This window comes from Vibrio sp. 661 (assembly GCF_033339315.1).
Taxonomy (GTDB): domain Bacteria; phylum Pseudomonadota; class Gammaproteobacteria; order Enterobacterales; family Vibrionaceae; genus Vibrio; species Vibrio alginolyticus.
Genome location: NZ_JAWOUJ010000015.1, coordinates 41,290 through 65,499, shown reverse-complemented (window position 1 = coordinate 65,499; position 24,210 = coordinate 41,290). Strand labels below are relative to the sequence as shown.

Genomic DNA, 24,210 nt, shown 5'->3' with positions numbered 1-24,210 from the left:
CAAACGCTTGCGGTGAAATAAATTTATACAAACAGCCCTATTGATAAGTTTTTCTAATTTTACTCATTAGCAGAAATCACGAGTAGCACATCATTTTCGTGATAAAAAGCAGGTTTTTGACATATCATTCAATAAGCGTAAGCAATAAATGATTTAGATCTAATTTTCCTAGTGTAAAATCTTGCAAAATTACTCCCGACTTATTTCCTGTTCCCAAAATGAGTAACTAAAAAATGAATACAACTACTTCTGCGGTTTCTACCGCACAATCGTCTAGTAAGTTTTCTTACAAAGACTTTACCTGGTGTCTGTCCCTTTTTGGTACGGCAGTAGGTGCAGGTGTACTGTTCCTTCCTATTAAAGCAGGTGCAGGTGGCTTCTGGCCATTAGTAATCCTAGCCCTAATCGCAGCACCAATGACTTGGTTCGCACACAAATCTTTAGCTCGTTTCGTTCTTTCTGCGAAAAACCCTGAAGCGGACATCACCGACACAGTAGAAGAGCACTTTGGTAAGACTGGCGCAAACCTTATTACGTTCGCTTACTTCTTCGCTATCTACCCAATCGTACTTATCTACGGTGTTGGTATCACAAACACAGTTGACTCTTTCCTAGTTAACCAAATGGGCATGGAATCTATTCCTCGCTGGCTACTTTCTGGTGCACTTATTGCTGCAATGACAGCAGGCGTAGTATTCGGTAAAGAGCTTATGCTGAAAGCAACTTCAGCAATGGTTTACCCTCTCGTGTTCATCCTACTAGCACTGTCTGTATACCTAATTCCTGGTTGGAACACTTCAATGATGGAAGTGTCGCCTGACTGGGGTGCAATGCCAGCTATCGTTTGGCTAGCAATCCCTGTTATTGTGTTCTCTTTCAACCACAGCCCAATCATTTCTCAATTCTCTAAAGAGCAACGTCGTGTATACGGTGATGACGCAGTTAAGAAAACTGACACTATCACTGGTGGCGCAGCAATGATGCTGATGGGCTTTGTTATGTTCTTCGTTTTCTCTGTTGTACTTTCTCTGTCTCCAGAGCAACTAGCAACGGCGCAAGAGCAAAACATCTCTGTTCTTTCTTACCTAGCAAACGTGCATGAATCTCCACTGATCTCTTACATGGGTCCATTGGTTGCTTTCGCAGCGATCACCTCTAGCTACTTTGGCCACTTCTTAGGCGCGCACGAAGGTCTAGTTGGTCTAGTGAAATCTCGTTCAAAATCACCAGTAAGTAAGATCGAGAAGATGTCTCTAATCTTCATTGTAATCACAACTTGGATCGTTGCTATCGTTAACCCAAGCATCCTAGGTATGATTGAAACAATGGGTGCACCGATGATTGCGGCAATCCTATTCTTGATGCCAATCTTCGCAATGCAAAAAGTTCCTGCGATGGCTAAGTACAAAACTTCAGCACCTGTGCAAATTTTCACAGCAATCTGTGGTCTTGCTGCAATTAGTTCTGTAATCTACGGCGCTCTTTAATCATCTCTGCCCAGTGCAGTATGATTAATCCAAAAATATAACGATAAAATTAAGCCTCCCAACTCCCCTTGGGAGGCTTTCTTCTGAGGTAATCGATATGATTAGTGTTTTTGATATCTATAAAATCGGTGTTGGACCTTCAAGCTCACACACTGTAGGCCCAATGAAAGCGGGTAAAGAGTTTATTGATGATCTTCGTGCAATGGGAAAACTGCGCGACATCACTAAAATCACCGTTGACGTTTATGGATCACTATCACTGACAGGGAAAGGTCACCACACAGATATTGCTATCATCATGGGTCTTGCAGGCAACACTCCTGAGAAAGTTGATATCGATTCTATCCCGGGCTTTATTGCTCGTGTAGAAGAAACTGAACGCCTTCCCGTTGGCATGCACTGTCACACAGTATCGTTCCCACGTGAAGGTGGAATGAACTTCCACAAAACAAACCTAGAGCTACACGAAAACGGCATGCAGATCCACGCTTGGATTGATGACGAAAAAGCGTACTCAAAAACTTACTACTCTATCGGCGGTGGTTTCATCGTTGATGAAGAAAATTTCGGTAAAGAAGCTGAGAATCCAGTAAAAGTACCTTACCCGTTTACAACGGCAGAGGAACTGGTTAACCAATGCCACGAAAGTGGATTGTCCATCAGCGCACTAACCATGAAGAATGAGCATGCGCTTCATTCAGATGAAGAAACTCGTACTTATTTCGCGAACATCTGGCGCACAATGCGCGAGTGTATGGATCGCGGTATGAATGAAGAAGGTATTTTGCCTGGTCCACTACGCGTGCCTCGTCGTGCAGCAGCACTTCGCCAGCAGCTACTTACTTCAGAAAAGACGACAAACGACCCAATGTCTGTTGTTGATTGGGTAAACATGTTTGCTTTCGCAGTAAACGAAGAGAACGCAGCTGGTGGCCGCGTAGTAACGGCACCAACTAACGGTGCGTGTGGCATCATCCCTGCGGTACTGGCTTACTACGATAAGTTCATCCAAACTGTGACTGAAAAAGATTACATCCGTTACTTTGCAGCTTCTGGCGCAATCGGAGGTCTTTACAAGCGTAACGCGTCTATCTCTGGTGCAGAGGTTGGTTGTCAGGGTGAAGTTGGCGTGGCATGTTCTATGGCAGCAGCAGGCCTTGCTGAGCTTATGGGTGGTAGCCCAGAGCAAGTATGTATGGCAGCAGAAATCGCGATGGAGCACAACTTAGGTCTAACGTGTGACCCAGTTGCAGGTCAGGTTCAGGTTCCATGTATCGAGCGTAACGGTATTGCGGCAGTAAAAGCAATCAACTCTACTCGCATGGCACTACGTCGCTCTTCAGCTCCAACTGTTTCTCTAGATAAGGTTATCGAAACCATGCTAGAAACAGGTAAAGACATGAACGCGAAATACCGCGAAACATCTCAAGGTGGTCTAGCAATCAAAGTGATTTGCTAACACGCCTTTCTGAATACCAATCAAAACCCGAGTTTATGCTCGGGTTTTTTTATACCCCAAAAAACCAGGAGAATGCGTTATCAGGACAAGTAAAAAAAACCTAAAACGTTGAATATATCCAAATATTATGGATATCTCAGTAAAAAATCACATCTCTTCCCTAGCTTTATTGATAACGTAGCCAAAAATTAAACTTGGAGCACATCAACACATGATTAGGTTTGAAATTGGAAACCAAATCTGCGTTTGCTTGTCCGAAAACGAAATATCTCTAGAGCTCAATCAGTCACTCCACCACTCCATTCCTGTCAACCCAAATGAGTACGCCATTCTGTCAACTATCGCCACATACGGCAGTTTAAATACGCCGATTAGTCAGCGGTTAATAGAAAGCAAAATCACTCAACAATACAAAATGACACTGCCAGAAAATGGCTTTAAAAACGCGGTGGCCGCTCTAAGAAAGAAATTTCGCAAGCTCACGGAAGAACACTTAACCACTAACAAAAACATTATCGAAAACATTCACCGGACCGGATACTTCATCCCTTTTACTATGCAAAACAACCATCAGAATGGCATCGAACATCAACAGAAGATCAATCAATACACAACCAATAGTCTTCGCAAAGCGCTTCGTATTTGCCTGCGTAATAAAAAGATCTATTCAGAAACGATGTGGGTTGTGTTGATCACTGCGATCATTTTCTTTGCTATCTGTTACTACGCGATAAACAGCATCGTTAAACATAATTATCTGGATAACGCCTTCGAAATTGCAGAGAGCCTTTCCCGCAGGAGTTGCTTTGCTAATGAAAGCGAACTGAAGTCGCTATTTGATAATGTGAAGTTGGTGGAATCGAGCATGATGCTAGATCGTTTCAATATTCGATGCTTAGTCACTCCAGAAACCGTTGTCCCTGTCAGCAAAAAAGCCTTTGAAGAGTGGAGTAACAATAACAATTACACGACACAATCATTTGACTTAAATAACGCAACTGTTTTGGTTCGTGTTAAAAACATTAACTTATCCGACAATGTTGAAAATCATATTTCACGTTTTTTTCTTTCTGGTATGAAGCTATCAACGAATACCGGAACGTCGTTAGAGATTGGTAACACCAATGAACGCTTTTTCAATTATCACGTAAAGAATAGTGGCTATAAAGAGGTGTATTACATCTCTGGACCGTTTCAAAGTATCATTCTACTGAGCTTACTTTTTCTCATTATACTGCGTCACCGCTCCCTACAAGCCTTTATGGCTTACTTGTGCGCAATTCGACAATTCAAAATAAAACTGGAGCCGATTTATAACACTTCGGCACAAAAGATTGTGCACTACGAAGCCCTCTCCCGGTTTAAGGTAAAAAATACGCAACGGTTTATTGAAACACTGATCCGCAATGGATTGCTGCTAACTCATACCTTACTGGTGATTGATTCCATCTACACCAAACAAAAAGCGTTGCCCATCCCTATCAGCATTAACGTTTGTCCTTCTTTGCTGCGAGGGCGTAACTTTTCAATCCTATATAGAGAGCTATCTAATCGGGATTGCCGTTTGCTGACAATCGAAATCACAGAAAATGCATCGATGTACTATACCTCTGAGATTTATGGCAATGTCGCGAAACTAAAAGCTCTGGATTGTAAAATCAGTATTGATGACTTTGGCACCGGTAATAATAATGTGGCGCTTATCAGCAAGCTGAATCCGGACTACCTCAAAATCGACCGAGAATTTGTTATTGGCCTAAAAACTGATGATAAAAAGATAGAAACCTTGCGTCAGTTAATTGCTATGGGCAATACGTATCGCTGCACGGTCATTGTTGAAGGCGTAGAAACGGCAGACAGTGCTCACTTACTCACAACATTGGGCGCCTATATTCACCAAGGTTATTATTACCCTCTTCATTGCTAGCTTTTCTTCACTCGGTTAGTTACTTAAAATAGATTTAATACTCTATAAAAACTCGTGGTGGCATAACGGTATGCCGCCAATTTGTGATTGAGCGATGATTGCGATTAAACCCACCAAACTGAAAGATTTTTCAAGTTTGATGCAATTGGATGTGCAAGAAGAGCAAAAAGGATTTTTTACACCGTTTGAAATGGCTTACCAAAAACGCAGTAAGTCAGAGGCGTTCTTTACGATTTATTCTGATGACCTATTAGTAGGCTATCTTGTTATCGATAAAGGTTTCTCCCAACATGCGCCGTTTGCTAAACGATACGAACTGGAGCTTAAATACTTGATGATTGATCAACGTTTCCAACGTCAAAGGGTTGGGAGTGAGGCATTGCGTAAACTGTTCCTTTATGCGTATACCATTAACCCTAAAAGCACCTCTCTTTGCGCCACTGTCCCACAAAGTCAGCAATACGCTATCAGTTTTCTTGATGCGTGCGGATTCATTAATACAGAGGAAACAACATTGGGTGATAATGAAAAAGAATGGATTCTACGACACCCATTAAGCTAGCTGGTGAAGCATAATCAAAATTGGGCCATTCAGACACAACAAAGGCAAGCTTCTCGCTTGCCTTTGTTTAATGCTCAATAGAAAGTGACTTATTCGCCTTTGTAAATACAACCCGCTGTGCACGTTTCTTTGATTTCGACTTTACTTAGCAGTGGTAAGCTTGGCTTAAGCTGCTGCCAAATCCATTTTGCTAACACTTCGCTAGTCGGGTTCTCTAACCCTTCAATGTCGTTTAGGTAGTAATGGTCTAAGCGATTGTAAATTGGTTTAAATGCAGCTTTGATCTCTGCAAAATCCACTACCCAACCTGTATGTGGATCAACTTCACCTTCTACATAAAGACGAACAAGGAAAGAGTGTCCGTGCAAACGACCACACTTGTGACCTTCTGGTACGTGTGGCAAATGGTGTGCTGCTTCGAACATAAACTCTTTATATAATTCTGTTTTCATCTTGATTCTCAGGCTTTAAAAAGACAGGCAATACTAAGGAATTCGCTGCCAAGAGACAAGCGTTACCCCATACAAGCGTAGCAAAAACTTCCGCTAGTTCCCGGCCTCTTTGCTATCACTCACACCAAAGCGCCGTATTTCTGTCACGCGCCAAACATTTGATTACACAGCACTCACATCACAATTACATATCCCCAACATGTGTGGGGTCACAATCATTCATTTCGTTGTTCGCAGTGCGCATTTGTGCACATTAATATTGTGCAGTTCGTTCCAATTACACTTATAAATTTATGCGCTCAACTATCACTTTTAAGCTCTTACTGGCGTTAATTGCTGTCTTCAGCTGCGTTCTAGCTGCCTCTACGGCTTACCAATACCATCAACAAAAAACCTTAATCAATGATGTTCTTAGTGAACAACTCCATGATAAGGCTAGTAATTATTTCGACAGCCTAAATATGATGATGCTTACGGGCACCATGTCGCAAAAAGAAACCTTACGTCAAAAGGCCCTGGCCCAAGAAGGCATTGAAGCAGTTCGCGTGTTGCGAGCTGACGCTGTGACCAAACTTTACGGACCTGGGCAACAAAACCAGCAGCCTGTCGATGATATTGATCAACGAGCGTTGAATGGTGAACTGGTGATTGAACCAATCTCAGCCGATTGGGGCAAAGGGTTAGTAGTCGCGCTACCAATGAAATCGAGCGAAAATTACCGTGGCACCAACTGCGTTTCTTGCCACGTTGCACCAGCAGGAGAAGTGTTGGGCGCGATTCGCTTGGAATACAACATGAATCATGTCAATTCAATGATCAGTAAACAGGCAATGTTTGCGATGGGAATAATGGCCGTAATCGCATTTGTGGGCTTCATCATAACGATGAGTTTGATTCAAAAAATCATTGTACGACCAATTCAAAGAACGTCGAAATTCATGTCGAATGTGAGCCATAGCAAAGATCTATCTCAACGACTTATGCATCACCAACAGGATGAAGTGGGCCAACTTTCTACAGCAATCAATTCATTCATGGATACGGTCTCCGAAAGCTTAGAACGTGTGCAAGACACCTCTCACTCACTTGCCGACTCCGCGAGTAAACTAACTGCTGTCGCGCAGTCCACAGATAAAGCGGCCAATAACCAACAGCTAGAGACCAACGAAGTACAAAGTAATATCACCGATATGTTGCAGCAACAAACTGCGGTTGAGGACTCGACTAACAACGCTACTGTTTTGGTCAATCACACCGTTGATGTCGCCACTCATAGTGCAAGCCAAGCACACAACGTCAGTGAAGACATCAAACAACTAGTAAGTAACATTGATACCGTACGGGAAAAAATCAGCTCTCTAAATCAAAGAACCGAAGAAGTGTCGTCCATTCTTGTGGTTATTAAGGGTATTGCAGAACAAACCAATCTGCTCGCGTTGAATGCTGCTATCGAAGCCGCCCGTGCCGGAGAGCAAGGACGCGGTTTTGCGGTCGTCGCGGAAGAAGTGCGTAACCTGGCTTCTAGGACGGCTGAAGCCACTGGTAATATTGAACATATCATTTCTCAATTCCAGCAAGGAAGTGAAGAGTCATTAACTTCTGTTGATACCGTCTGCCAGTTTGCTCATCAACGCTCTGTCGATGTCGAGGCACTATCAGCCACAATGCATAACGTTGTTGACGAAATGCGCCAAGTGCTCAGACATGCAGAAGATATCCAAAACCAGACGCAAACCACATCTGATGTAAGTCAGCATATTCAATCTAAAATAGATGTGATCACACTGCATGCTAACGACACATCGCAATCGGCATCGCACACGCGTGATATTAGTGTTGATTTAGAGCATCTATCCGAACGTTTAGAGCAATTACTAAACCAATTCACACTTTCATAGCACAAAAGAATGAATAAATAGAGAGATTCTCCCCATCAAAACGAATATAAAGGTTGATGCGAGCGAATTGACAGGTAATATGTCTCGTTGAATCTGTAAAATGCTACCCAACTCAGCGCTTAGCTTGTTTTTTGAACAAAAATGTTATCAGACAAGTAGTTTAAGTAAGCGTTGAGTTGAATTTTTACCTCAATGGAGAATATTGAAAACATGACTTACGCGCCTGTATCAGACGTATTGAAAGGTCAGCTAGCAGTAGACAGCGAAGTGACTGTTCGTGGCTGGATCCGTTCACGTCGTGATTCCAAAGCTGGAATCTCTTTCCTTGCCATATATGACGGCTCTTGTTTCGACCCGATTCAGGCCGTGGTCCCAAATAATCTTAATAATTACGAAGACGAAGTATTAAAGCTAACGACTGGCTGCTCTGTTGAAGTAACTGGTAAGATTGTTGAATCTCCTGCAAAGGGTCAAGACTTCGAACTTGCTGCCACTGACGTTAAAGTGGTTGGTTGGGTTGAAGATGCTGAAACTTACCCAATGGCAAAAACTCGTCACTCAATCGAGTACCTACGTGAAGTTGCGCACCTACGTCCGCGCACAAACGTAATCGGTGCAGTAGCACGTGTACGTAACTGCCTATCTCAAGCAATCCACCGCTTCTACCACGAGCAAGGTTACTTCTGGGTATCTGCGCCGTTGATCACGGCTTCAGATGCTGAAGGCGCTGGTGAAATGTTCCGCGTATCTACGCTAGACATGGAAAACCTTCCTCGCACTGACGCTGGTAAAGTGGACTACAACGAAGACTTCTTCGGTAAAGAGACGTTCCTAACCGTATCTGGTCAGCTAAACGCAGAAGCTTACGCTTGTGCGCTAAGCAAAGTTTACACTTTCGGCCCTACTTTCCGAGCTGAAAACTCAAACACAAGCCGCCACCTAGCAGAATTCTGGATGGTTGAGCCTGAAGTTGCGTTCGCAGAACTGGATGATGTAGCGAAACTGGCTGAAGACATGCTCAAGTACGTGTTTAAAGCAGTGCTTGCAGAGTGTCGCGATGACCTTGAGTTCTTCGCTCAACGCATCGACAAAGAAGCAATCACTCGTCTAGAGCAGTTCGTTTCTTCTGACTTCGCGCAAGTTGACTACACTGACGCAATCCAGATCCTTCTTGATTCAGGTCGTGAGTTCGAATTCCCAGTTGAATGGGGTATCGATATGTCTTCTGAGCACGAGCGTTTCCTTGCTGAAGAACACTTCAAAGCACCTGTAATCGTTAAGAACTACCCGAAAGACATTAAAGCATTCTACATGCGTGCTAACGATGACGGTAAAACAGTTGCAGCGATGGACGTTCTAGCACCGGGCATCGGCGAAATCATCGGTGGTTCTCAGCGTGAAGAGCGCCTAGACATTCTAGATGCGCGTATGCGTGAAGTGGGTATCGATCCTGAACATATGAGCTGGTACCGCGACCTACGTAAATACGGTACAGTGCCACACGCAGGCTTCGGTCTAGGCTTCGAGCGCCTAGTATCTTACGTAACTGGTATGGGCAACGTTCGTGACGTGATCCCATTCCCACGTACTCCTCGCTCTGCGAACTTCTAATCACTTTTTAGTGATATTGAATTAAAAAGACCTCCCATGTGGAGGTCTTTTATTTTGTACGAATGATTTTCTAGCAACCGATGTATACACTCTAGTTGTTATTTTCGTCGTCATCCTCATCTGCTCGCGCTGCGTATTTTACTCCAACCACACACAAGCCAAACATCACAAATGGGATAACGGCAGCAGTGTATTCCGTCCAAACCATATGAGAGAAAGATTTCGCCAATATCAAGTGTGCAAACACCAACAAAAATGCGCTAAAAATAGCAACACCCATCAACCTAAGTTCATGCTTTACCAACTGCTTTTTCATTACGGCTCCTAACCTAAATGGTTGTCTGCCCATGATTGAAACACAGCTTCGGTATCGTCCACTGATACAGTTTGAGCAAAAAACAGGTAAACAGTTGGCTAATGAAGTAATTCTCCGACCGTCTTCACGGCTTGTTCTAATTCATCATTTACAAGTAACGATGTATTAAGCCTCAGGTAGTTCTCATAATTTGGAGCGATAGAAAACAACTGACCAAATGCTACAGTGATGTTCGCTTCCAATAACTTCTGATAAATCGCTTTTCCGCACTTTGTTTTCGGCAGTTCTATCCAAAGAAAATAGCCGCCTTCCGGTTCCGTGTAACGAATCGATTGGGGAAAGTACTTATCAACCAGTTCAATAAACGCCAATTGCCGCTGCTCAAGATTCTTTCGCAGTTTTCTAAGATGGCTATCATAACTATCGTTTTGCAAGTAATGCGCGATACCCTGCTGGATTGGTGCACTGCCTGACAACGTCGAGATAAGTTGCAGCTTTTGAAGTTGCTCATTGAAGCGTTTGTTTACCACCCAGCCCAGCCTATAGCCAGGGCAAAGGCTTTTTGAAAATGATCCACAATGCAACACGCGCTCTTGTGTATCAAAAGCTTTAAGTGAGCTTGGCTTTTTTTCAGAAAAATAAAGCTCTGAATACACATCATCTTCGATCAAGTACACATCGTATTTGTCAGCCAGTTCGACGATACGTTGCTTCTGCCCGTCACTTAATAAAGTTCCTGTTGGATTGTGAAAGTTAGTCATTAACCAACATGCGCGAACATCATTGTCGGCAAAAGTCGCTTCAATTTGATCCACTGAATGTCCAGTTAACGGATCCACCGTTATTTCTATCGCCTTTAGACCTAAACGTTCAATCGCTTGAAGTGCGCCATAAAACGTCGGTGATTCAACTACAACAGTATCTCCAGGCTGGGTCACGGCCTGAAGGCTCAAATTCAACGCTTCTAATGCGCCAGAAGTAACGACAATATCATCCTGGGTAAACACCATACCTTGTTTGATGTACCGTTGAGCAATCAAACGGCGTAGAGACTCACAGCCCGGCGGCAAGTTATCCAATAACGTCTCTGCCCCCATCTTCCTGCCTGAGCTGGCTAGGTTGCGGTTTAGCGCTTCTAATGGGAACAATGCTGGGTCTGGAAACGCGGAGCCAAACTTCACCGCATTCGATGAGGCCTGATTTTTGAGGTAGTCGTAAAGTTCATCGTTGATGCTAGAGCGATAAACGGAAGTGGCTGGAGAACTCGGTTCGAAGCGGTCCAACTCCGCAGTAACAAAGTATCCAGACTGAGGTTTCGCTGCGACCCAACCTTGTGCTTCGAGCAGCTGATAAGCTTGTAATACCGTACCTGCGCTGACAGAATGGTTTCGGCTTGTTACACGCACTGATGGCAGCTTTTCCCCTGCTCTCCAAGTATTTTGCTGAATCTGCGTTTTGAACAGCTCAGCCAGTTGACGGTATCGGTTCATGTTTCCCTCATTTCACTTACAGCCGCACCATAGCATACTTCGCGCCAGCATTCTGATATGGGAGTATTCAATTTAGCAACGTAATTTATCAATCTTATAATAGATATTTCAGCCACGAAGTGAGCGTTTATATCCCATACTTTGACCGTTACACACATATTGCCTCACATCTTTGCAATACCTAAAAACCAAGGTTTTACGTTGGACTGAGTGCGTTAAACTCACTTCGAACTACTGTCTTTAAATCAGGAGGAAGCGATGAAAGTTTTTACAATGGACGATCTCTCGTATCGCGGAAAACATAAAGGTGTACATAGTTGGGACCATCCTGGCAGTACCACCCCTTATTATTGGCATCCTGATTGGCTGCATATCGCTGAAGATACTTTGGGTGAACACAAAAAGGCTGACCTTGAAGTCCCTGATGGAGAAACTGCGACAGAAGAGCATGCAAAAGCGGCGATTCTCAAACACTTGAATGACGAGTAGTTTAGGCTCTATCACCGTTCAAGAATAGCATTAGGTAGGCGAATCCATCGTTGTATGCTTTAAACACAAATAAAGCTAAAACCTGCCAAATAGTAAATTCTTCTGAATGAGAAGTACGCATCTTCTATAGCGTTCAAAGGGCAAAATAAGTCGATTGTTATCACATTAATTTTCATTACATCTGTTACATTTAAATAGTAATGGTGATGCACACCTCAACTCATGGATTATGAGAGAAAACAATAATGGCGAAATACAACGAAGAAGATATTAAATACAAAGGTGAATCCAACGGCGTACATTCTTGGAGCTCTCCTTCCGGCCAACCTTATTACTGGCACCCAGATTGGCTACACGTTGCGGAAGATGCGACGGGTACGCATCCGAAGCAAAAACTTGAAGTTGAAAAGACAGAAGTACCAACCGAAAAGCACGCATTAAAAGCGATCTTAAAGCATATGAACGACTGGGCGACTGAAAAACTTTCTTCTAACCCTGACATCGAAACCAATGCGGTTGAGTCGGAAATCAATCTGAAGAAATAACCCCAACCGATATCCATACTCTAACAGTAAACGCTCCACCTTTGGTGGGGCGTTTTTGTCTCAACAAATCCTCACTAGACAATTATAAACGTGTTAACGCAAAGCACTGAATTGAAACGATTGGGATGTGTGCAAAACTTCTCCAACCATGGCATAAATGCCCTTCAAACTCTGTGCCTACCAAACGTTTTCATGGCAAAAACTTTAGTTATGTTAGAATTCTGTTTCAAATCGCAACTTTTTTAGGTTTTCTTTTCAGTAACGGTTGTAACCAATATTGCTGAAAGGTATAAATGTTAGCACACCCCTTCGATTAACATGGATGAAGATTATGTTTGAAAAAGTAGTTGCCGCTCCGGCTGACCCTATTCTTGGCCTTACTGAAGAGTTTAAAAAAGATGCTCGCGCAGACAAAATTAACCTTGGCGTAGGTATTTACAAAAACGAGCAAGGCGAAACTCCCGTTCTTGCGACAGTAAAGAAAGCTGAAGCAGCACTTGTTGAAACTGAAAAAACCAAATCTTACCTAACCATCGAAGGCACAGCAGAGTACGGCATTGCAGTGCAAAAACTGCTTTTCGGCTCTGATGCAGAAATTGTAAACGAAAAACGCGCTAAAACAGCTCAAGCTCCGGGTGGTACTGGTGCACTACGTGTTGCCGGCGAGTTTATTAAACGTCAACTAGGCGATGTAAAGATCTGGATCAGCAACCCAACATGGGCGAACCACAACGGCGTATTTACTGCTGCTGGTATCGAAACGGCACAATACAGCTACTACAATGCTGAAACAAAAGACAAAGACTTCGATGCGATGCTAAATGATCTGCAATCTGCATCTGAAGGCGACATCGTGCTTCTACACGGCTGCTGTCACAACCCTACAGGGATCGATCCTACGGCTGAAGAATGGGAAACATTGGCGAAACTTGTCGCAGAGAAGAAATTGCTTCCTCTGTTCGACTTCGCCTACCAAGGCTTTGCTAAAGGTGTGGAAGAAGATGCTGCAGGTCTTCGTACTTTTGCTAAATACAACAAAGAAATCCTAGTCGCGAGCTCTTTCTCGAAAAACTTTGGCCTATACAATGAACGCGTAGGTGCCTTCACGTTAGTAGCTGAGTCAGAAGAAGTCGCAACAACCGCTTTTTCTCAAGTTAAAGCCATTATTCGCTCTATCTACTCTAACCCACCTGCACACGGCAGCGCTGTCGTGACTCACATTCTTGGCAACGCCGAAATGCGTGCGGAATGGGAAGCTGAAGTAGCAGAAATGCGTGACCGCATTCAAGAAATGCGTGAACTATTTGTAGCGACACTAAAAGCAGAGGGTGTGGACGCAGACTTTAGTTTCATCGAACGTCAAAATGGTATGTTCTCTTTCTCTGGTCTTTCTAAAGAGCAAGTTAACCGCCTTAAAGAAGAGTTCGGTATTTACATTGTCGGTTCTGGCCGAATCAGTGTTGCTGGTATGACGAAGTCAAATATGGGCCCTCTGTGTAAAGGCATTGCAGCGGTTTTATAATCGACTGTCGCATACTTTATTAAAAGGAAAGGTCAGCATAAGCTGACCTTTTTTGTTTTAACTTAACGCCAAAAGCGAACCCGTCCGATCTAGTAGACAAACTTCAAACTCAGCCCTACTTCATTGACGTAATCTGAGCTTTCACCGCTGTAATCAGTATCTCTAAACTGATAAAAAAGACCAGTGCCGATGACTTTATGCCATTGGTAGTTAAAACCGATCTTAAAATTGTTCTCATCAACGATATCACTACGGTTCAACTCCACTTCAGCTGTCGCAATAAGCTTTTCACTGAGCAAGTAATTCACCCCAACAGTTACAGCTTGAATCAATTCGCTATCGGAAGACAACGTATTATCCGTTTTGTCGTCCGTCGCTTTCGCTTTGTTTGCGCCTATTCCATATATCCCGTAGATATCGAATTGCTCTGTAACTCCATAACGGTAACCACCACCAAACAAAAGGCGGTCAATGCGAAGAGTAAAATCATCCGGATGGAAAAACTGCGCTGAGTAATCAACATTAAACAACCAGTTCTCAGTAAACAAATAGTTACCACCGAGTCCAACTGTGGTCGCATTAGAGTTATCTAACCATTCTTCGTTTGTCGTTCCGGCACCAACATCCAAATGAATGTGTTCGTACCCAAATTTTTCTGCTTGGTCCATGACCGCTGCGCTTGATATCGCCGGCAAAGCAGCTAAAGAAACAAGCAATAAATTTCTCACCATTCGACTTCCTTTCATGAGAATTATCTAAACACTGTATTCCATCGCCTGAGCTACTTGGCTCAAGAAGAATAGCTTAATCTAAAGACGTGATAACGATCTGAAACAGCCAAAGATCTAATCAGTCATCACGAAGAAAACATATCGACGACGTCTTTTTCAATTGAGGTGACCATATAGTAGTAAAAATGAAGCTCCCTTATCGTGCGATATGTCAGAATCTTATGACTGAGCACGAAAATCGCGGTTCAGATAAGACTCTGTTTTAAAACTAAGTTAAGATTACTTTATTATTTGCGAACTAAAAGGCGCCTTCGATGGATGCAGAACTTCTCGAGATTTACAACTTTCTCGCCAAGTATCCCCCGTTCAATGAACTCCCTGAAGAAACACTAAACAAGGTGACAGAGAGTGTCGAAATCTCGTACTACCGAGAAGATACCCCCATCATCCATTTTGGAGACTATATCCAAGATTTATACGTGGTGCGAAGCGGTGTTGTTGAAGTTTATCGACGCAAAGGTGAGCTGTATAACCGCCTTGACGAGGGTGACCTATTTGGCCAGATGGGCATGCTCACCAATAACAAAGTCCGCTTTCCGGTAAAAGCCATTGAGGATACCCTGCTCTACTGTATTCCTGGTGACATTTTCCAAGAAATTTACGATAACTTTGATTCCTTTGCGGATTTTGTTGAAGTTGAAAATAGCGCTCGTTTACGCCAAGCCATTTCAGAAAACAAAGACGCCAATGACCTGACGACGTCGAAAGTGAAAACCTTGCTAACTGGCGATGCTCATACGATTGATCGTGGTCAGACAATCCAGCAAGCCGCGCAGCAAATGGCGAATGACAACGTATCGGCTTTACTTATCGTCGACCCAGATTTCGTTCGTGACGAAGACGATCCACAGTCCCCAGTACTTGGTATCATTACTGACCGTGATTTGTGTACCCGTGTGTTAGCTGAAGGTTTGTCCCCACAGGACGATGTGTCTAGTGTGATGACCACGGAGGTCATGTCTCTTGACCACAACGCTTACATCTATGAAGCAATGTTAACGATGCTGCGTTACAACGTACATCACCTACCAGTGGTAAAAAACCAATTACCAATTGGTATTATCGAAACAACCGACATTGTTCGTTATGAATCTCAGAATTCGTTGTTGCTGGTGAGTAGTATTTTCCAACAACAGACTATCGAAGATTTAGCAGTTGTTGCCGAAGAAGTGAAAAGCAGCTTCGTGCGTCTGGTCAATGAAGATGCCAACTCTCACATGGTGGGTAGCGCGATGTCGGTCATTGGCCGAAGCTTCAAACAGCGTCTGCTAGAAATGGCAGAAGAAAAGCTTGGCCCACCGCCAATTCCTTATTGTTTCCTTGCACTTGGCTCAATGGGGCGAGATGAGCAACTGTTGGTGACTGACCAAGATAACGCCATCATTCTAGATGAGACCTATCAAGAAGAGAAACATGGTAAATACTTCGAAGCCCTAGCAAAATACGTCAGCGATGGGTTAGATGCCTGTGGCTACAAATATTGCACAGGCGATATTATGGCAACCAACCCACTGTGGCGCATGACTCGTTCAGAGTGGGAAGAGTGTTTTGCTGACTGGATTGATAACCCGAACCCGAAAGCACTACTCAACGCCTCCATCTTTTTCGACTTGGATGGCGTCTATGGCCGCTTAAAATGGGCAGAACAGTTAACTAGCTTTATTGTTCGTCGCGCTCGAAAGAACAACCGCTTCTTAGCGTGTTTGGCTCGTAACGCACTAAACAGAACACCACCTCTAGGCTTCTTTAAAGACTTCGTGATGGAAAAAGATGGCAGACACAACAACTCCATCAACCTCAAACGTCGCGGTACTGCTCCTCTGGTCGACTTAATTCGCGTTCACTCTCTGGCGGTTGGTTCACGTGCACAGAACTCGTTTGAGCGTCTTGACGACATTATTGATGCTGGCATTTTGCCAAAAGGTCGAGCACAAGACTTAAAAGACGCGTTAGAATTTATTTCCATGGTACGTATTCGTCACCAAGCGACGGATGTGGAACTAGGCATTGAGCCTGATAACAATATCGAACCGGAAAACCTCTCTGAGTTTGAACGTCGCAACCTAAAGGATGCATTCCAGATCCTAAGCAATGGTCAAAATTTCCTTAAGTTCCGCTACCAAGCGAACAAGAGCTTTAAGTGAGGTTTAGCATGATTAAAAAGCTCTTTCAGAAGCCAACCATTCAGTGGCCAACGAAGTTTGAACAAAAGCTGGAGATGGCGAAGGATGAGAATTTAATTGCGTTTTATAGCAACAAGCCGCCTGCTCCAGAAACACCGTTATCTGAGGTGGAGTTCGTGGCGTTAGATTTCGAAACGACGGGTTTGAATCCTGAAAAACATGACATCATTACTATTGGTTTGGTGCCGTTTAACCTGAAGCGAATTTTCCTACGTAACTCGCGTCATTGGAAGGTACGTCCACAGCGTGCACTCGATGAAGATTCAGTCATTATACACGGTATTACTCACAGCGAATTGATCGATGCACCTGACTTAGGCGATATCTTAAGCGAGCTGCTACCATGCTTAAGCGGGAAAATCATTGTTGTTCATTACCGTCGTATCGAGAGAGAGTTTCTGGATAAAGCGCTCAAAAGCCGTTTAGGGGAAGGTATTGAGTTTCCTGTTTTAGATACGCTGCACCTTGAAGAAACGATTCAACAGAAACGTTCAGGCTCTCTCTGGGAGCGTTTAAAAGGGAAAAAACCAGAATCGGTTCGGCTAGCGCAATCTCGACGCCGTTATGGGCTGCCAGACTATACGCCTCACCATGCATTAACCGATGCAATTGCTACCGCAGAGCTACTGCAAGCGCAACTCGCCCATCATTACAGTGAAGAGCAACCCATCAGTGAGTTCTGGCTGTAATATACTTCACGCTTAATAGCGATCAAAAAAGGAGCCAGATGGCTCCTTTTTTTTGCTTAGCTTGAGACAAGATTACAGCTTAAAGCGTTGAATCTCTTGTTCAAGTTCGTGTGATAGCTCAGACAGGTGAGCAGCTTGTTCTGCTGCTTGATGAGCTTCGACTGACAACTCGTTAGACACGTCACGAATACCTTCAGTGTTACGAGTGATCTCAGTGGTTACCGATGCTTGCTCTTCTGCTGCTGAAGCAATCTGCGTTGCCATATCACTGATACGCTCAACAGCAGTGTGGATTTGCGTCAAGCTCGCTGCAGCCGCATTGGCATCATCAACACTGGTATCAGCTAGACGACGACTGTCACCCATAATACCGACCGCTTTGGCTGTTGTGCCTTGTAGCATCTCGATAGTTTCTTGAATCTCTTGCGTTGAAGCATGAGTACGTTGGCTCAATACGCGGACTTCATCTGCAACCACAGCAAAACCACGGCCTTGCTCACCTGCACGTGCCGCTTCGATCGCCGCGTTAAGTGCAAGTAGGTTCGTTTGCTCTGCAATGCCTTGAATCGTTGATAGAATCGTATTGATGCTATTTCCGTGTGCTTCTAGCTCTTGAATCACATCAGTAGCAACTTGAACTTCTTGCGCTAAGTTCTGAATAGAACCTTGCGTTTGAGTTACTTGGCTTGAACCGTGTGAACAAGCTTGAACCGCTTCTTCTGAGTTACTTGCCGTGCTATCAGCATTACCTGCAATTTCTTGTGTCGCTGCTGCCATTTCATTCACAGCCGTCGCCACCATGTTGATTTCATCTTGCTGGTAAGAGATACGCTGACTACGCTCCTCAGCTTGCTGTGCTGTCGTGCGTGCTTGCTCTGAAAGCGCAGAAGATACGTGGCTAAGCTTAGTAACCATTGTGTGCATGTTGCCAACAAAACGGTTGAAGTTTTCCGCCAGTTTACCTACTTCATCATCACTGCGTGGTTCTAGGCGTTGCGTTAAGTCACCTTCGCCAGATGCAATTTCTTCCAGTGCATTTGATACGCGGTTCAAGTCACGGAACAAGAAACCAACTAGCCAAGAAACTGCAAGAATAACCACAATCGTGATCGCCACAGCAGTGAACAATAGATCTCGTAGCAATACCGCATGACCTGCTTCTTCTGTTGCGCGATCCATTTCAATCGCAAACATCCAATGCGTACCAGGAACTTTATTGAAGTAGTAAAGCTTCTCTTTTCCTTTGATTACCGTATCTTCGATACGACCTTCATCGGCGGCGCGCTCAATTGCCTCTTCTGAAAAATCTTTTAGAACACTGGTGATAGGCTTAAGCGTCAAGCTTTTATCTGGATGCGCTAAGAAGGTGCCTTCATTCATGTCGATTAGCATCGCATGCGCGTTTTCACCTGCATCTAAGTTAATCACATCGCTGATAAGCTGATCGATCAGTACGTCCGCACCAACAACACCAACAAACTGACCATTTTTCATTACTGGCTCAGCAATGGTCACAAGTAGTGCATTCGTGATTGCGTCTTGATATGCGGCTGTGATGATTTGCTTACCCGCGGCATCAGCATCCTTGTACCAAGGACGTGTGCGAGGGTCATAATCAGCACGGTTACGCTCCGGATGAGAGCGGTACATATCACCGTTTGGTGTACCAAGGAAGATGTCATCGAAGCCACCAGCCTTGCGAGCTTGTTGTAGGAAAGGAACAACGTCTTGCTCGGTCGAGTAGTCGTTGAACGCAGTGGCAATATCTTTACGGATATTGACCCAATCAGAAATTCCCTCTGACGCAGTAGTACTAAGACTTTGCGCACGTGAATAGACACCTGAACGAGTCTGATCAAATAATTGACCAGCCGACAACCAAGTAAGTGCTGTTGCCATCACAACAACAGCAGAAAGGCTTGCGCCTATAAGCTTTTGTTTTAATGATAATTTCATATTTATAGTTTTTTGAGTTGGGAGAACAGTTAAGGTGCATGAATATTACACACTTTTTTACGACTATTCACTAATTTTTAAAAAACAAAATAGCACATTAACTCTTTGTAAAATATGAACTTTCATGTGTCATTTTTTTGTCTCGAGCGTCATAAAAACCGCACAAAAAAAGCCAGCAAATTGCTGGCCTTTTGATTAATTGTTAGTCAAACGGTTTTATAAAATGCCGAATTACTGACGCTCAGTTCGCATACCCATCAATAAGCTCACACACATTGCAAGCAGAATGAAGGTAAATGGCAGTGCTGTAGAAATGGCACCAGCCTGAAGAGCTTGAACCGCCTCGGAGCCACCAATCCATAGCAGAGCAACCGCAATTGCACCTTCCATGAATGCCCAGAAGACACGTTGAAGTACAGGTGCATCGACTTTACCACCTGCCGTGATACTGTCGATAACAAGTGAACCAGAGTCAGAAGACGTAATGAAGAACACAAGTACCAACACAACAGCGATGATAGAAAGCATGCTACCAAATGGAAGAACATCAAACATTTGGAACATAGCAAGTGATACGTCAGTCAAGCCATTTGTGCCCAGCTCACCTACTTTATCAACAACTTGCTCGATCGCCAGGCCACCAAATACAGACATCCAAACAACGGTAACCGCAGTTGGAACCAGTAGAACTGCTGTGATGAACTCGCGAACGGTACGACCACGAGAAACACGCGCGATGAACATGCCTACGAATGGCGACCATGAAATCCACCAAGCCCAGTAGAACACTGTCCAGCCTTGGAACCAAGCTTCGTCCGTACGACCAAACGGGTTACTTAGTGGGATGATATTCTCTACATATGCCATAAGTGTGGTTGGAATCGAACCTAGGCTCGCCGCCCAACCGATAAGACCAACAAGGAGAAGTAGCAAGAACGCCACAACCATGTTGATGTTACTAATGACTTTAACACCACCATCGATGCCGCGTACGACTGAAACAACAGCAAGTAAAGTCACTACGGTAATAACGACGATTTGCAGACCTAGGCCTGGCTCAACACCAAATACGTGATGAATACCACTTGCTGCTTGCTGCGCACCTAGACCTAGGGATGTAGCAAGACCAAATAAAGTCGCAAGCACAGCCAGAATGTCCACAATGTGGCCAGCCCAACCCCATGCACGATCACCCAGAAGTGGGTAGAAGATCGAACGCATAGATAGCGGTAAACCTTTGTTGTAGGCAAAGAATGCTAAAGAAAGTGCTACAACACCGTAAATTGCCCATGGGTGAAGGCCCCAGTGGAACATCGTTGCACCCAGTGCCAATCTCGCGGCTTCTGGTGTATTTGCCTCAACACCAAGTGGCGTTTCATACCAACCGGTGAAGTAAGCGACAGGTTCTGCAACACTCCAGAACATTAAACCGATACCCATACCAGCTGCAAATAGCATTGCAAGCCATGACATAAACGAGTAATCGGCAACAGCGTCTTTACCACCTAGTCGGATCTTACCCATTGGTGAGACGATAAGCGCCAAACAGAAAATAACGAAAATGTTACCTGCAATAATGAACAACCAATCGAATGAACCAATAATTTTCCACTTCAGCCCATCAAGTGCCGTCTTTGCGGTATGTGCATCTAGAACTAATGCAGCGACAAGAAACAGCGCAATTAAACCTGCACTAATACCAAAAACTGGGTTATGAACATCAAAACCCCATTTTTGAACGTTGTCCTGACCTACCGTATAGTCGGTACTATCGATACTGTACTTATCTATACCCTTTGTCATCGTTCCTCTCTATTTTTGTAGTGTTTTTACGTACCAAACAAAAAAATCTTTCGAACACGATACGTTTTGCATTCCGTGAAGGCGCAAGATCCTATCATTTGACACGTTTTTGTCTATCTTTTTGCTATTAAAAAATCCAATAACTTACTTTTCACTGTGTGATTACGGCCTTTGATAGAACAAATCACTACTACAATAGTTAGACCACAAACATTTATTGCTATAATAATTTTAGCTCTTCTTATTTTGTCGAAAAGGCGCGACAAAATGGTATTGAGGACACGGCGTAAAATTGTAGAGGTAATTTTTGATTTCCCCCCTTTAAATAAGGGCGCATTTAAGTTAGTGTCGCCTCGATAAATGTTCCCTACAGACTGGATGAATAAATTGGAAAAGTACGAAGAAGTATTGGTCTCGATTCGTCAGATCATCCGCGCTATTGATTTACATTCTAAAAAGCTGAGCAAAGAGTCTGGATTGACTGCTCCACAGTTGATTTTGATGCGCGCTATCAATGACTTAGATAACGTGACGATTAAACAGTTGTCTAGCCACACTAACATGAGCCAAGCGACCGCAACGACCATTCTAGATCGACTAGAACGAGGCCAGTTTGTTGAGCGTCAGCGCAGTGTTCAAGACAAGCGTAAAGTGCATGCTGTACTTACGAGCAAGGGCCAAGAAGCCTTAAAACAAGCACCAACGCCGCTGCAAGAGCACTTCATTAATCGATTCCAAAAATTGGAAGAATGGGAGCAATCCCTTCTACTATCTTCCGTTCAACGCATCTCGACGATGATGAATGCAGAGGACATCGATGTTGCTCCAATGCTAGAGCTTGGTAGCATTACCAAAGCCGATTAGTTTCGCTCCCACGTGCTCGCTTTTTGCGGGCACTACTCTCCTACTCAGTCAACCCAGTTTCAAACGCATATTTTGCTAACTCTGCCGTCGAATGTAAGTCCAACTTGTGCTTAATGTTATGGCGATGCGTCTCTACCGTTCGATAACTAATATTGAGTAAAGTGGCGATTTTCTTGCTGCTGTTTCCTTGAGCAACTAATTTAAGTACCGCTTCTTCCCTGCGGCTGAGAGGATTCGTTTTTTGCGTGGCAGGCACCACTTCTTGGGTAAAGAGTGTTTGTGTGACGGATTCACAGAAATACGTCGAGCCTTGGTTCACCGTTTTTATTGCTTGCACCATTTTCTCGGCCGAGATTTCCTTGAGCATATATCCTACGGCACCAGCTTGCATGACCTTCATGATGTACTCGCGATTATCGTGCATGGTCAACATAAGTATTTTGCTCTCTGGGCGAGCTTCTTTAATCACACCAGTCGCTTCAATACCGTTCATTATTGGCATGCTGATATCCATCAATATGACGTCCGGTTGCAAGTGCTTTGCGACCTCTATCGCTTCCAAACCATTACTTGCTGTACCCACCACTTCGATGTCAGGCTCTAACTCCAAACGAGCCATGAAGCCATCCAATACCACTTGATGATCATCGACAATCACTACACTAATCGGTTTATCCATAAACTATTTCATCCAAATTAAGCAGCACAGTAATCTCTGTTCCCAAGCCAAGCTCACTCATTAGCTCAAATTCACCACCGATGAACTCTACACGCTCTTGCATGTTCCTTAACCCAATCCCTTGTTGGTGCACTGCATGGTTAACCACAAATCCAAGCCCATCGTCACGTATGAGTAATTGCAGCATATTGCCCATTTTTTGCAAAGTAACCGTTACTTTTTTCGCTCGCGCATGTTTTTCAATGTTATTCAAAGACTCCTGAGCGACGCGATATAGTGTCGTTGCGACTTCCGAAGTCAGTTTATACTGCTGAGTATCGAAATTGCTCTCGATATCAATCCCGGAATGGGAATGAAAGTCCTGTAGCAAGGTCGTCAGTGCTGCTTCTAAACCGATATCATCGAGGGCGCTTGGACGGAGCTGATGAGAAATATGCCGCACCTCATTTATCGCGGTGACGAGCGATCGTTGTGATTTATCTAAGTGGGATTTGAGTTTTTCGTCTTCCAGTCTATGACTCATTAAGTCTAAATGACATTTACTGGAGACTAACAACTGATTGATTCCATCATGCAGTTCTCGCGCTAAATGCTTTTTCTCATCTTCTTGGAACATCACGGTTTTATGTGCCAATTCTTTCAGGTTCTTATCAGCGAGGCGATGCTCGTGCAGATTGATCGCCAGAGTGAGAACAATGATTACAGCAACGGTCACCGCTAAGATCACGACGACTGAGAAAAATGTCGTTTCGATATTTTTGTTCACCGCCGCGCGCATATTGGCGACTTCTCGGCTTACATCCTCAATATACAGCCCAGTCCCTATCATCCATTCCCACTTATCGAGCCATGCAGCGTAACTAAGCTTAGGGACAACTTCACCCGTAGATGGCTTTTGCCACAGGTACTGATGAAATCCACCACCGGATTGCGCTTGATACAATAGAGCTTCGATTAAGCGATCGCCATTTTCGTCTTCAAGATAGAGTAAGTTTTCCCCGACAAGCTCCGGAAGAACTGGGTGTACAAGGTTGGTACCATATTTATCATAAGCAAAAAAATAGCCGTCCGACCCATAACTCAAACGATTTAAAATCGCTTTCACACGCGTTTTGGCAGCACTCTCTTCTAAAGTCGGATCGTTGTAGATGTAAGAAATGGAGTCAAAAGCGACGTCGACCGTATCTTTCAGCGCCGCTTCTTTTGATTGGATCAGGTTTTGATGAAAGATCTCCACCTCCCTTTTGCCAAGGGTCTTAGTTTGATAGATAGAGATCCAGCTGATACTCGCTGACACCAATACCACGGGTATCAGTGTCAGCAGAATTAACTTTGCTTTGAGAGGCATCCCTTCCCTCCATGAAACGCTGCCTTTACAGCTTACTATCTTAGCAGTACAAACGAATCGATTGTGTCTGCATAGACATAATTAACAGCTTAACAACTTGTCTCAAAAGGTAAAAACTCTCAGTTCACAAAATCTCTTT

General features: G+C 43.9%; 20 protein-coding genes. 12 read left to right on the top strand and 8 right to left on the bottom strand.

Translation table 11 applies throughout. The features are described 5' to 3' along the window. The first annotated feature begins 233 nt into the window (after positions 1–233). The 4 genes from R7P69_RS19815 (at position 234) to R7P69_RS19800 (ending at position 5,435) form a co-directional block, all read left to right on the top strand. Entirely contained in the window at positions 234–1,487 is a 1,254-nt protein-coding gene (locus R7P69_RS19815; protein ID WP_005376900.1) for an aromatic amino acid transport family protein, read from the top strand. Between the two features lie 97 nt (positions 1,488–1,584). Next, positions 1,585–2,946 carry an L-serine ammonia-lyase gene (locus tag R7P69_RS19810; RefSeq protein ID WP_005376899.1) on the top strand — a complete coding sequence of 454 codons (1,362 nt, stop codon included), beginning with the start codon at positions 1,585–1,587 and terminating at the stop codon, positions 2,944–2,946. A 211-nt stretch (positions 2,947–3,157) separates the two neighbouring features. Next, positions 3,158–4,873 carry an EAL domain-containing protein gene (locus R7P69_RS19805; RefSeq protein ID WP_025767297.1) on the top strand — a complete coding sequence of 572 codons (1,716 nt, stop codon included), beginning with the start codon at positions 3,158–3,160 and terminating at the stop codon, positions 4,871–4,873. A gap of 94 nt (positions 4,874–4,967) precedes the next feature. Further along, entirely contained in the window at positions 4,968–5,435 is a 468-nt protein-coding gene (locus R7P69_RS19800) for a GNAT family N-acetyltransferase (RefSeq protein WP_025767296.1), read from the top strand. An 89-nt stretch (positions 5,436–5,524) separates the two neighbouring features. Here the strand turns inward: R7P69_RS19800 and queD are convergent, their stop codons facing one another. Continuing rightward, positions 5,525–5,887, bottom strand: a complete 363-nt coding sequence (gene queD, locus R7P69_RS19795; RefSeq protein WP_005376896.1) for a 6-carboxytetrahydropterin synthase QueD — start codon at positions 5,885–5,887, stop codon at positions 5,525–5,527. A 293-nt stretch (positions 5,888–6,180) separates the two neighbouring features. Here queD and R7P69_RS19790 point away from each other — a divergent pair, with 293 nt between their 5' ends. Together R7P69_RS19790 and asnS are read left to right on the top strand one after the other, a co-directional pair. Further along, positions 6,181–7,785: a methyl-accepting chemotaxis protein gene (locus R7P69_RS19790; RefSeq protein ID WP_193838081.1), complete on the top strand. Its 1,605-nt coding sequence runs from the start codon at positions 6,181–6,183 to the stop codon at positions 7,783–7,785. A 210-nt stretch (positions 7,786–7,995) separates the two neighbouring features. Then, complete coding sequence (gene asnS, locus R7P69_RS19785; protein WP_017636101.1) at positions 7,996–9,396, top strand: asparagine--tRNA ligase; 1,401 nt, start codon at positions 7,996–7,998, stop codon at positions 9,394–9,396. 91 nt (positions 9,397–9,487) lie between these two features. Here the strand turns inward: asnS and R7P69_RS19780 are convergent, their stop codons facing one another. Further along, entirely contained in the window at positions 9,488–9,712 is a 225-nt protein-coding gene (locus R7P69_RS19780) for a hypothetical protein (protein WP_017636102.1), read from the bottom strand. Between the two features lie 98 nt (positions 9,713–9,810). Beyond that, complete coding sequence (locus R7P69_RS19775; RefSeq protein WP_238952019.1) at positions 9,811–11,202, bottom strand: PLP-dependent aminotransferase family protein; 1,392 nt, start codon at positions 11,200–11,202, stop codon at positions 9,811–9,813. 258 nt (positions 11,203–11,460) lie between these two features. On the opposite strand from R7P69_RS19775, the gene R7P69_RS19770 reads away from it, so the two are divergent. The 3 genes from R7P69_RS19770 to R7P69_RS19760 all read left to right on the top strand — a co-directional run bounded on the left by R7P69_RS19770 (position 11,461) and on the right by R7P69_RS19760 (position 13,758). Further along, on the top strand, positions 11,461–11,691 hold the full coding sequence (locus R7P69_RS19770; protein ID WP_186584870.1) for a hypothetical protein: 231 nt from the start codon (positions 11,461–11,463) through the stop codon (positions 11,689–11,691). Positions 11,692–11,936: 245 nt separating this feature from the next. Then, a complete protein-coding gene (locus R7P69_RS19765; RefSeq protein ID WP_005376885.1) occupies positions 11,937–12,236 on the top strand; it encodes a hypothetical protein in 300 nt (99 codons plus the stop codon). Between the two features lie 331 nt (positions 12,237–12,567). Then, complete coding sequence (locus R7P69_RS19760) at positions 12,568–13,758, top strand: amino acid aminotransferase (RefSeq protein WP_017636105.1); 1,191 nt, start codon at positions 12,568–12,570, stop codon at positions 13,756–13,758. An 89-nt stretch (positions 13,759–13,847) separates the two neighbouring features. Here the strand turns inward: R7P69_RS19760 and R7P69_RS19755 are convergent, their stop codons facing one another. Beyond that, positions 13,848–14,489 (bottom strand): outer membrane beta-barrel protein, encoded by a 642-nt coding sequence (locus R7P69_RS19755; protein ID WP_238952020.1) that lies wholly within the window; start codon positions 14,487–14,489, stop codon positions 13,848–13,850. A 314-nt stretch (positions 14,490–14,803) separates the two neighbouring features. Between R7P69_RS19755 and R7P69_RS19750 the strand changes: the two genes are divergently transcribed. Both R7P69_RS19750 and R7P69_RS19745 read left to right on the top strand, forming a co-directional pair. Further along, complete coding sequence (locus tag R7P69_RS19750) at positions 14,804–16,693, top strand: DUF294 nucleotidyltransferase-like domain-containing protein (protein WP_191115982.1); 1,890 nt, start codon at positions 14,804–14,806, stop codon at positions 16,691–16,693. Between the two features lie 8 nt (positions 16,694–16,701). Next, on the top strand, positions 16,702–17,421 hold the full coding sequence (locus R7P69_RS19745; RefSeq protein WP_213915207.1) for a 3'-5' exonuclease: 720 nt from the start codon (positions 16,702–16,704) through the stop codon (positions 17,419–17,421). Between the two features lie 72 nt (positions 17,422–17,493). Here R7P69_RS19745 and R7P69_RS19740 read toward each other — a convergent pair whose 3' ends face one another. Both R7P69_RS19740 and R7P69_RS19735 read right to left on the bottom strand, forming a co-directional pair. Further along, complete coding sequence (locus R7P69_RS19740) at positions 17,494–19,377, bottom strand: methyl-accepting chemotaxis protein (protein ID WP_005376880.1); 1,884 nt, start codon at positions 19,375–19,377, stop codon at positions 17,494–17,496. Between the two features lie 231 nt (positions 19,378–19,608). After that, a complete protein-coding gene (locus R7P69_RS19735; protein ID WP_005376879.1) occupies positions 19,609–21,180 on the bottom strand; it encodes a BCCT family transporter in 1,572 nt (523 codons plus the stop codon). A gap of 387 nt (positions 21,181–21,567) precedes the next feature. On the opposite strand from R7P69_RS19735, the gene R7P69_RS19730 reads away from it, so the two are divergent. Beyond that, on the top strand, positions 21,568–22,044 hold the full coding sequence (locus tag R7P69_RS19730; protein WP_005376877.1) for a MarR family winged helix-turn-helix transcriptional regulator: 477 nt from the start codon (positions 21,568–21,570) through the stop codon (positions 22,042–22,044). A 40-nt stretch (positions 22,045–22,084) separates the two neighbouring features. Here the strand turns inward: R7P69_RS19730 and R7P69_RS19725 are convergent, their stop codons facing one another. Together R7P69_RS19725 and R7P69_RS19720 are read right to left on the bottom strand one after the other, a co-directional pair. After that, positions 22,085–22,723: a response regulator gene (locus R7P69_RS19725; RefSeq protein ID WP_005376875.1), complete on the bottom strand. Its 639-nt coding sequence runs from the start codon at positions 22,721–22,723 to the stop codon at positions 22,085–22,087. Beyond that, positions 22,716–24,071 (bottom strand): cache domain-containing protein, encoded by a 1,356-nt coding sequence (locus R7P69_RS19720; RefSeq protein WP_238952021.1) that lies wholly within the window; start codon positions 24,069–24,071, stop codon positions 22,716–22,718. Before R7P69_RS19720 ends, R7P69_RS19725 begins: the two co-directional genes overlap by 8 nt. Positions 24,072–24,210 lie beyond the last annotated feature (139 nt).

Bases quoted from the DNA above. Each gene is read 5' to 3' on its own strand.
- R7P69_RS19815 (WP_005376900.1), top strand. From the start codon at position 234: ATGAATACAACTACTTCTGCGGTTTCTACCGCACAATCGTCTAGTAAG.
- R7P69_RS19810 (WP_005376899.1), top strand. From the start codon at position 1,585: ATGATTAGTGTTTTTGATATCTATAAAATCGGTGTTGGACCTTCAAGC.
- R7P69_RS19805 (WP_025767297.1), top strand. From the start codon at position 3,158: ATGATTAGGTTTGAAATTGGAAACCAAATCTGCGTTTGCTTGTCCGAA.
- R7P69_RS19800 (WP_025767296.1), top strand. From the start codon at position 4,968: ATGATTGCGATTAAACCCACCAAACTGAAAGATTTTTCAAGTTTGATG.
- queD (WP_005376896.1), bottom strand. From the start codon at position 5,887: ATGAAAACAGAATTATATAAAGAGTTTATGTTCGAAGCAGCACACCAT.
- R7P69_RS19790 (WP_193838081.1), top strand. From the start codon at position 6,181: ATGCGCTCAACTATCACTTTTAAGCTCTTACTGGCGTTAATTGCTGTC.
- asnS (WP_017636101.1), top strand. From the start codon at position 7,996: ATGACTTACGCGCCTGTATCAGACGTATTGAAAGGTCAGCTAGCAGTA.
- R7P69_RS19780 (WP_017636102.1), bottom strand. From the start codon at position 9,712: ATGAAAAAGCAGTTGGTAAAGCATGAACTTAGGTTGATGGGTGTTGCT.
- R7P69_RS19775 (WP_238952019.1), bottom strand. From the start codon at position 11,202: ATGAACCGATACCGTCAACTGGCTGAGCTGTTCAAAACGCAGATTCAG.
- R7P69_RS19770 (WP_186584870.1), top strand. From the start codon at position 11,461: ATGAAAGTTTTTACAATGGACGATCTCTCGTATCGCGGAAAACATAAA.
- R7P69_RS19765 (WP_005376885.1), top strand. From the start codon at position 11,937: ATGGCGAAATACAACGAAGAAGATATTAAATACAAAGGTGAATCCAAC.
- R7P69_RS19760 (WP_017636105.1), top strand. From the start codon at position 12,568: ATGTTTGAAAAAGTAGTTGCCGCTCCGGCTGACCCTATTCTTGGCCTT.
- R7P69_RS19755 (WP_238952020.1), bottom strand. From the start codon at position 14,489: ATGGTGAGAAATTTATTGCTTGTTTCTTTAGCTGCTTTGCCGGCGATA.
- R7P69_RS19750 (WP_191115982.1), top strand. From the start codon at position 14,804: ATGGATGCAGAACTTCTCGAGATTTACAACTTTCTCGCCAAGTATCCC.
- R7P69_RS19745 (WP_213915207.1), top strand. From the start codon at position 16,702: ATGATTAAAAAGCTCTTTCAGAAGCCAACCATTCAGTGGCCAACGAAG.
- R7P69_RS19740 (WP_005376880.1), bottom strand. From the start codon at position 19,377: ATGAAATTATCATTAAAACAAAAGCTTATAGGCGCAAGCCTTTCTGCT.
- R7P69_RS19735 (WP_005376879.1), bottom strand. From the start codon at position 21,180: ATGACAAAGGGTATAGATAAGTACAGTATCGATAGTACCGACTATACG.
- R7P69_RS19725 (WP_005376875.1), bottom strand. From the start codon at position 22,723: ATGGATAAACCGATTAGTGTAGTGATTGTCGATGATCATCAAGTGGTA.
- R7P69_RS19720 (WP_238952021.1), bottom strand. From the start codon at position 24,071: ATGCCTCTCAAAGCAAAGTTAATTCTGCTGACACTGATACCCGTGGTA.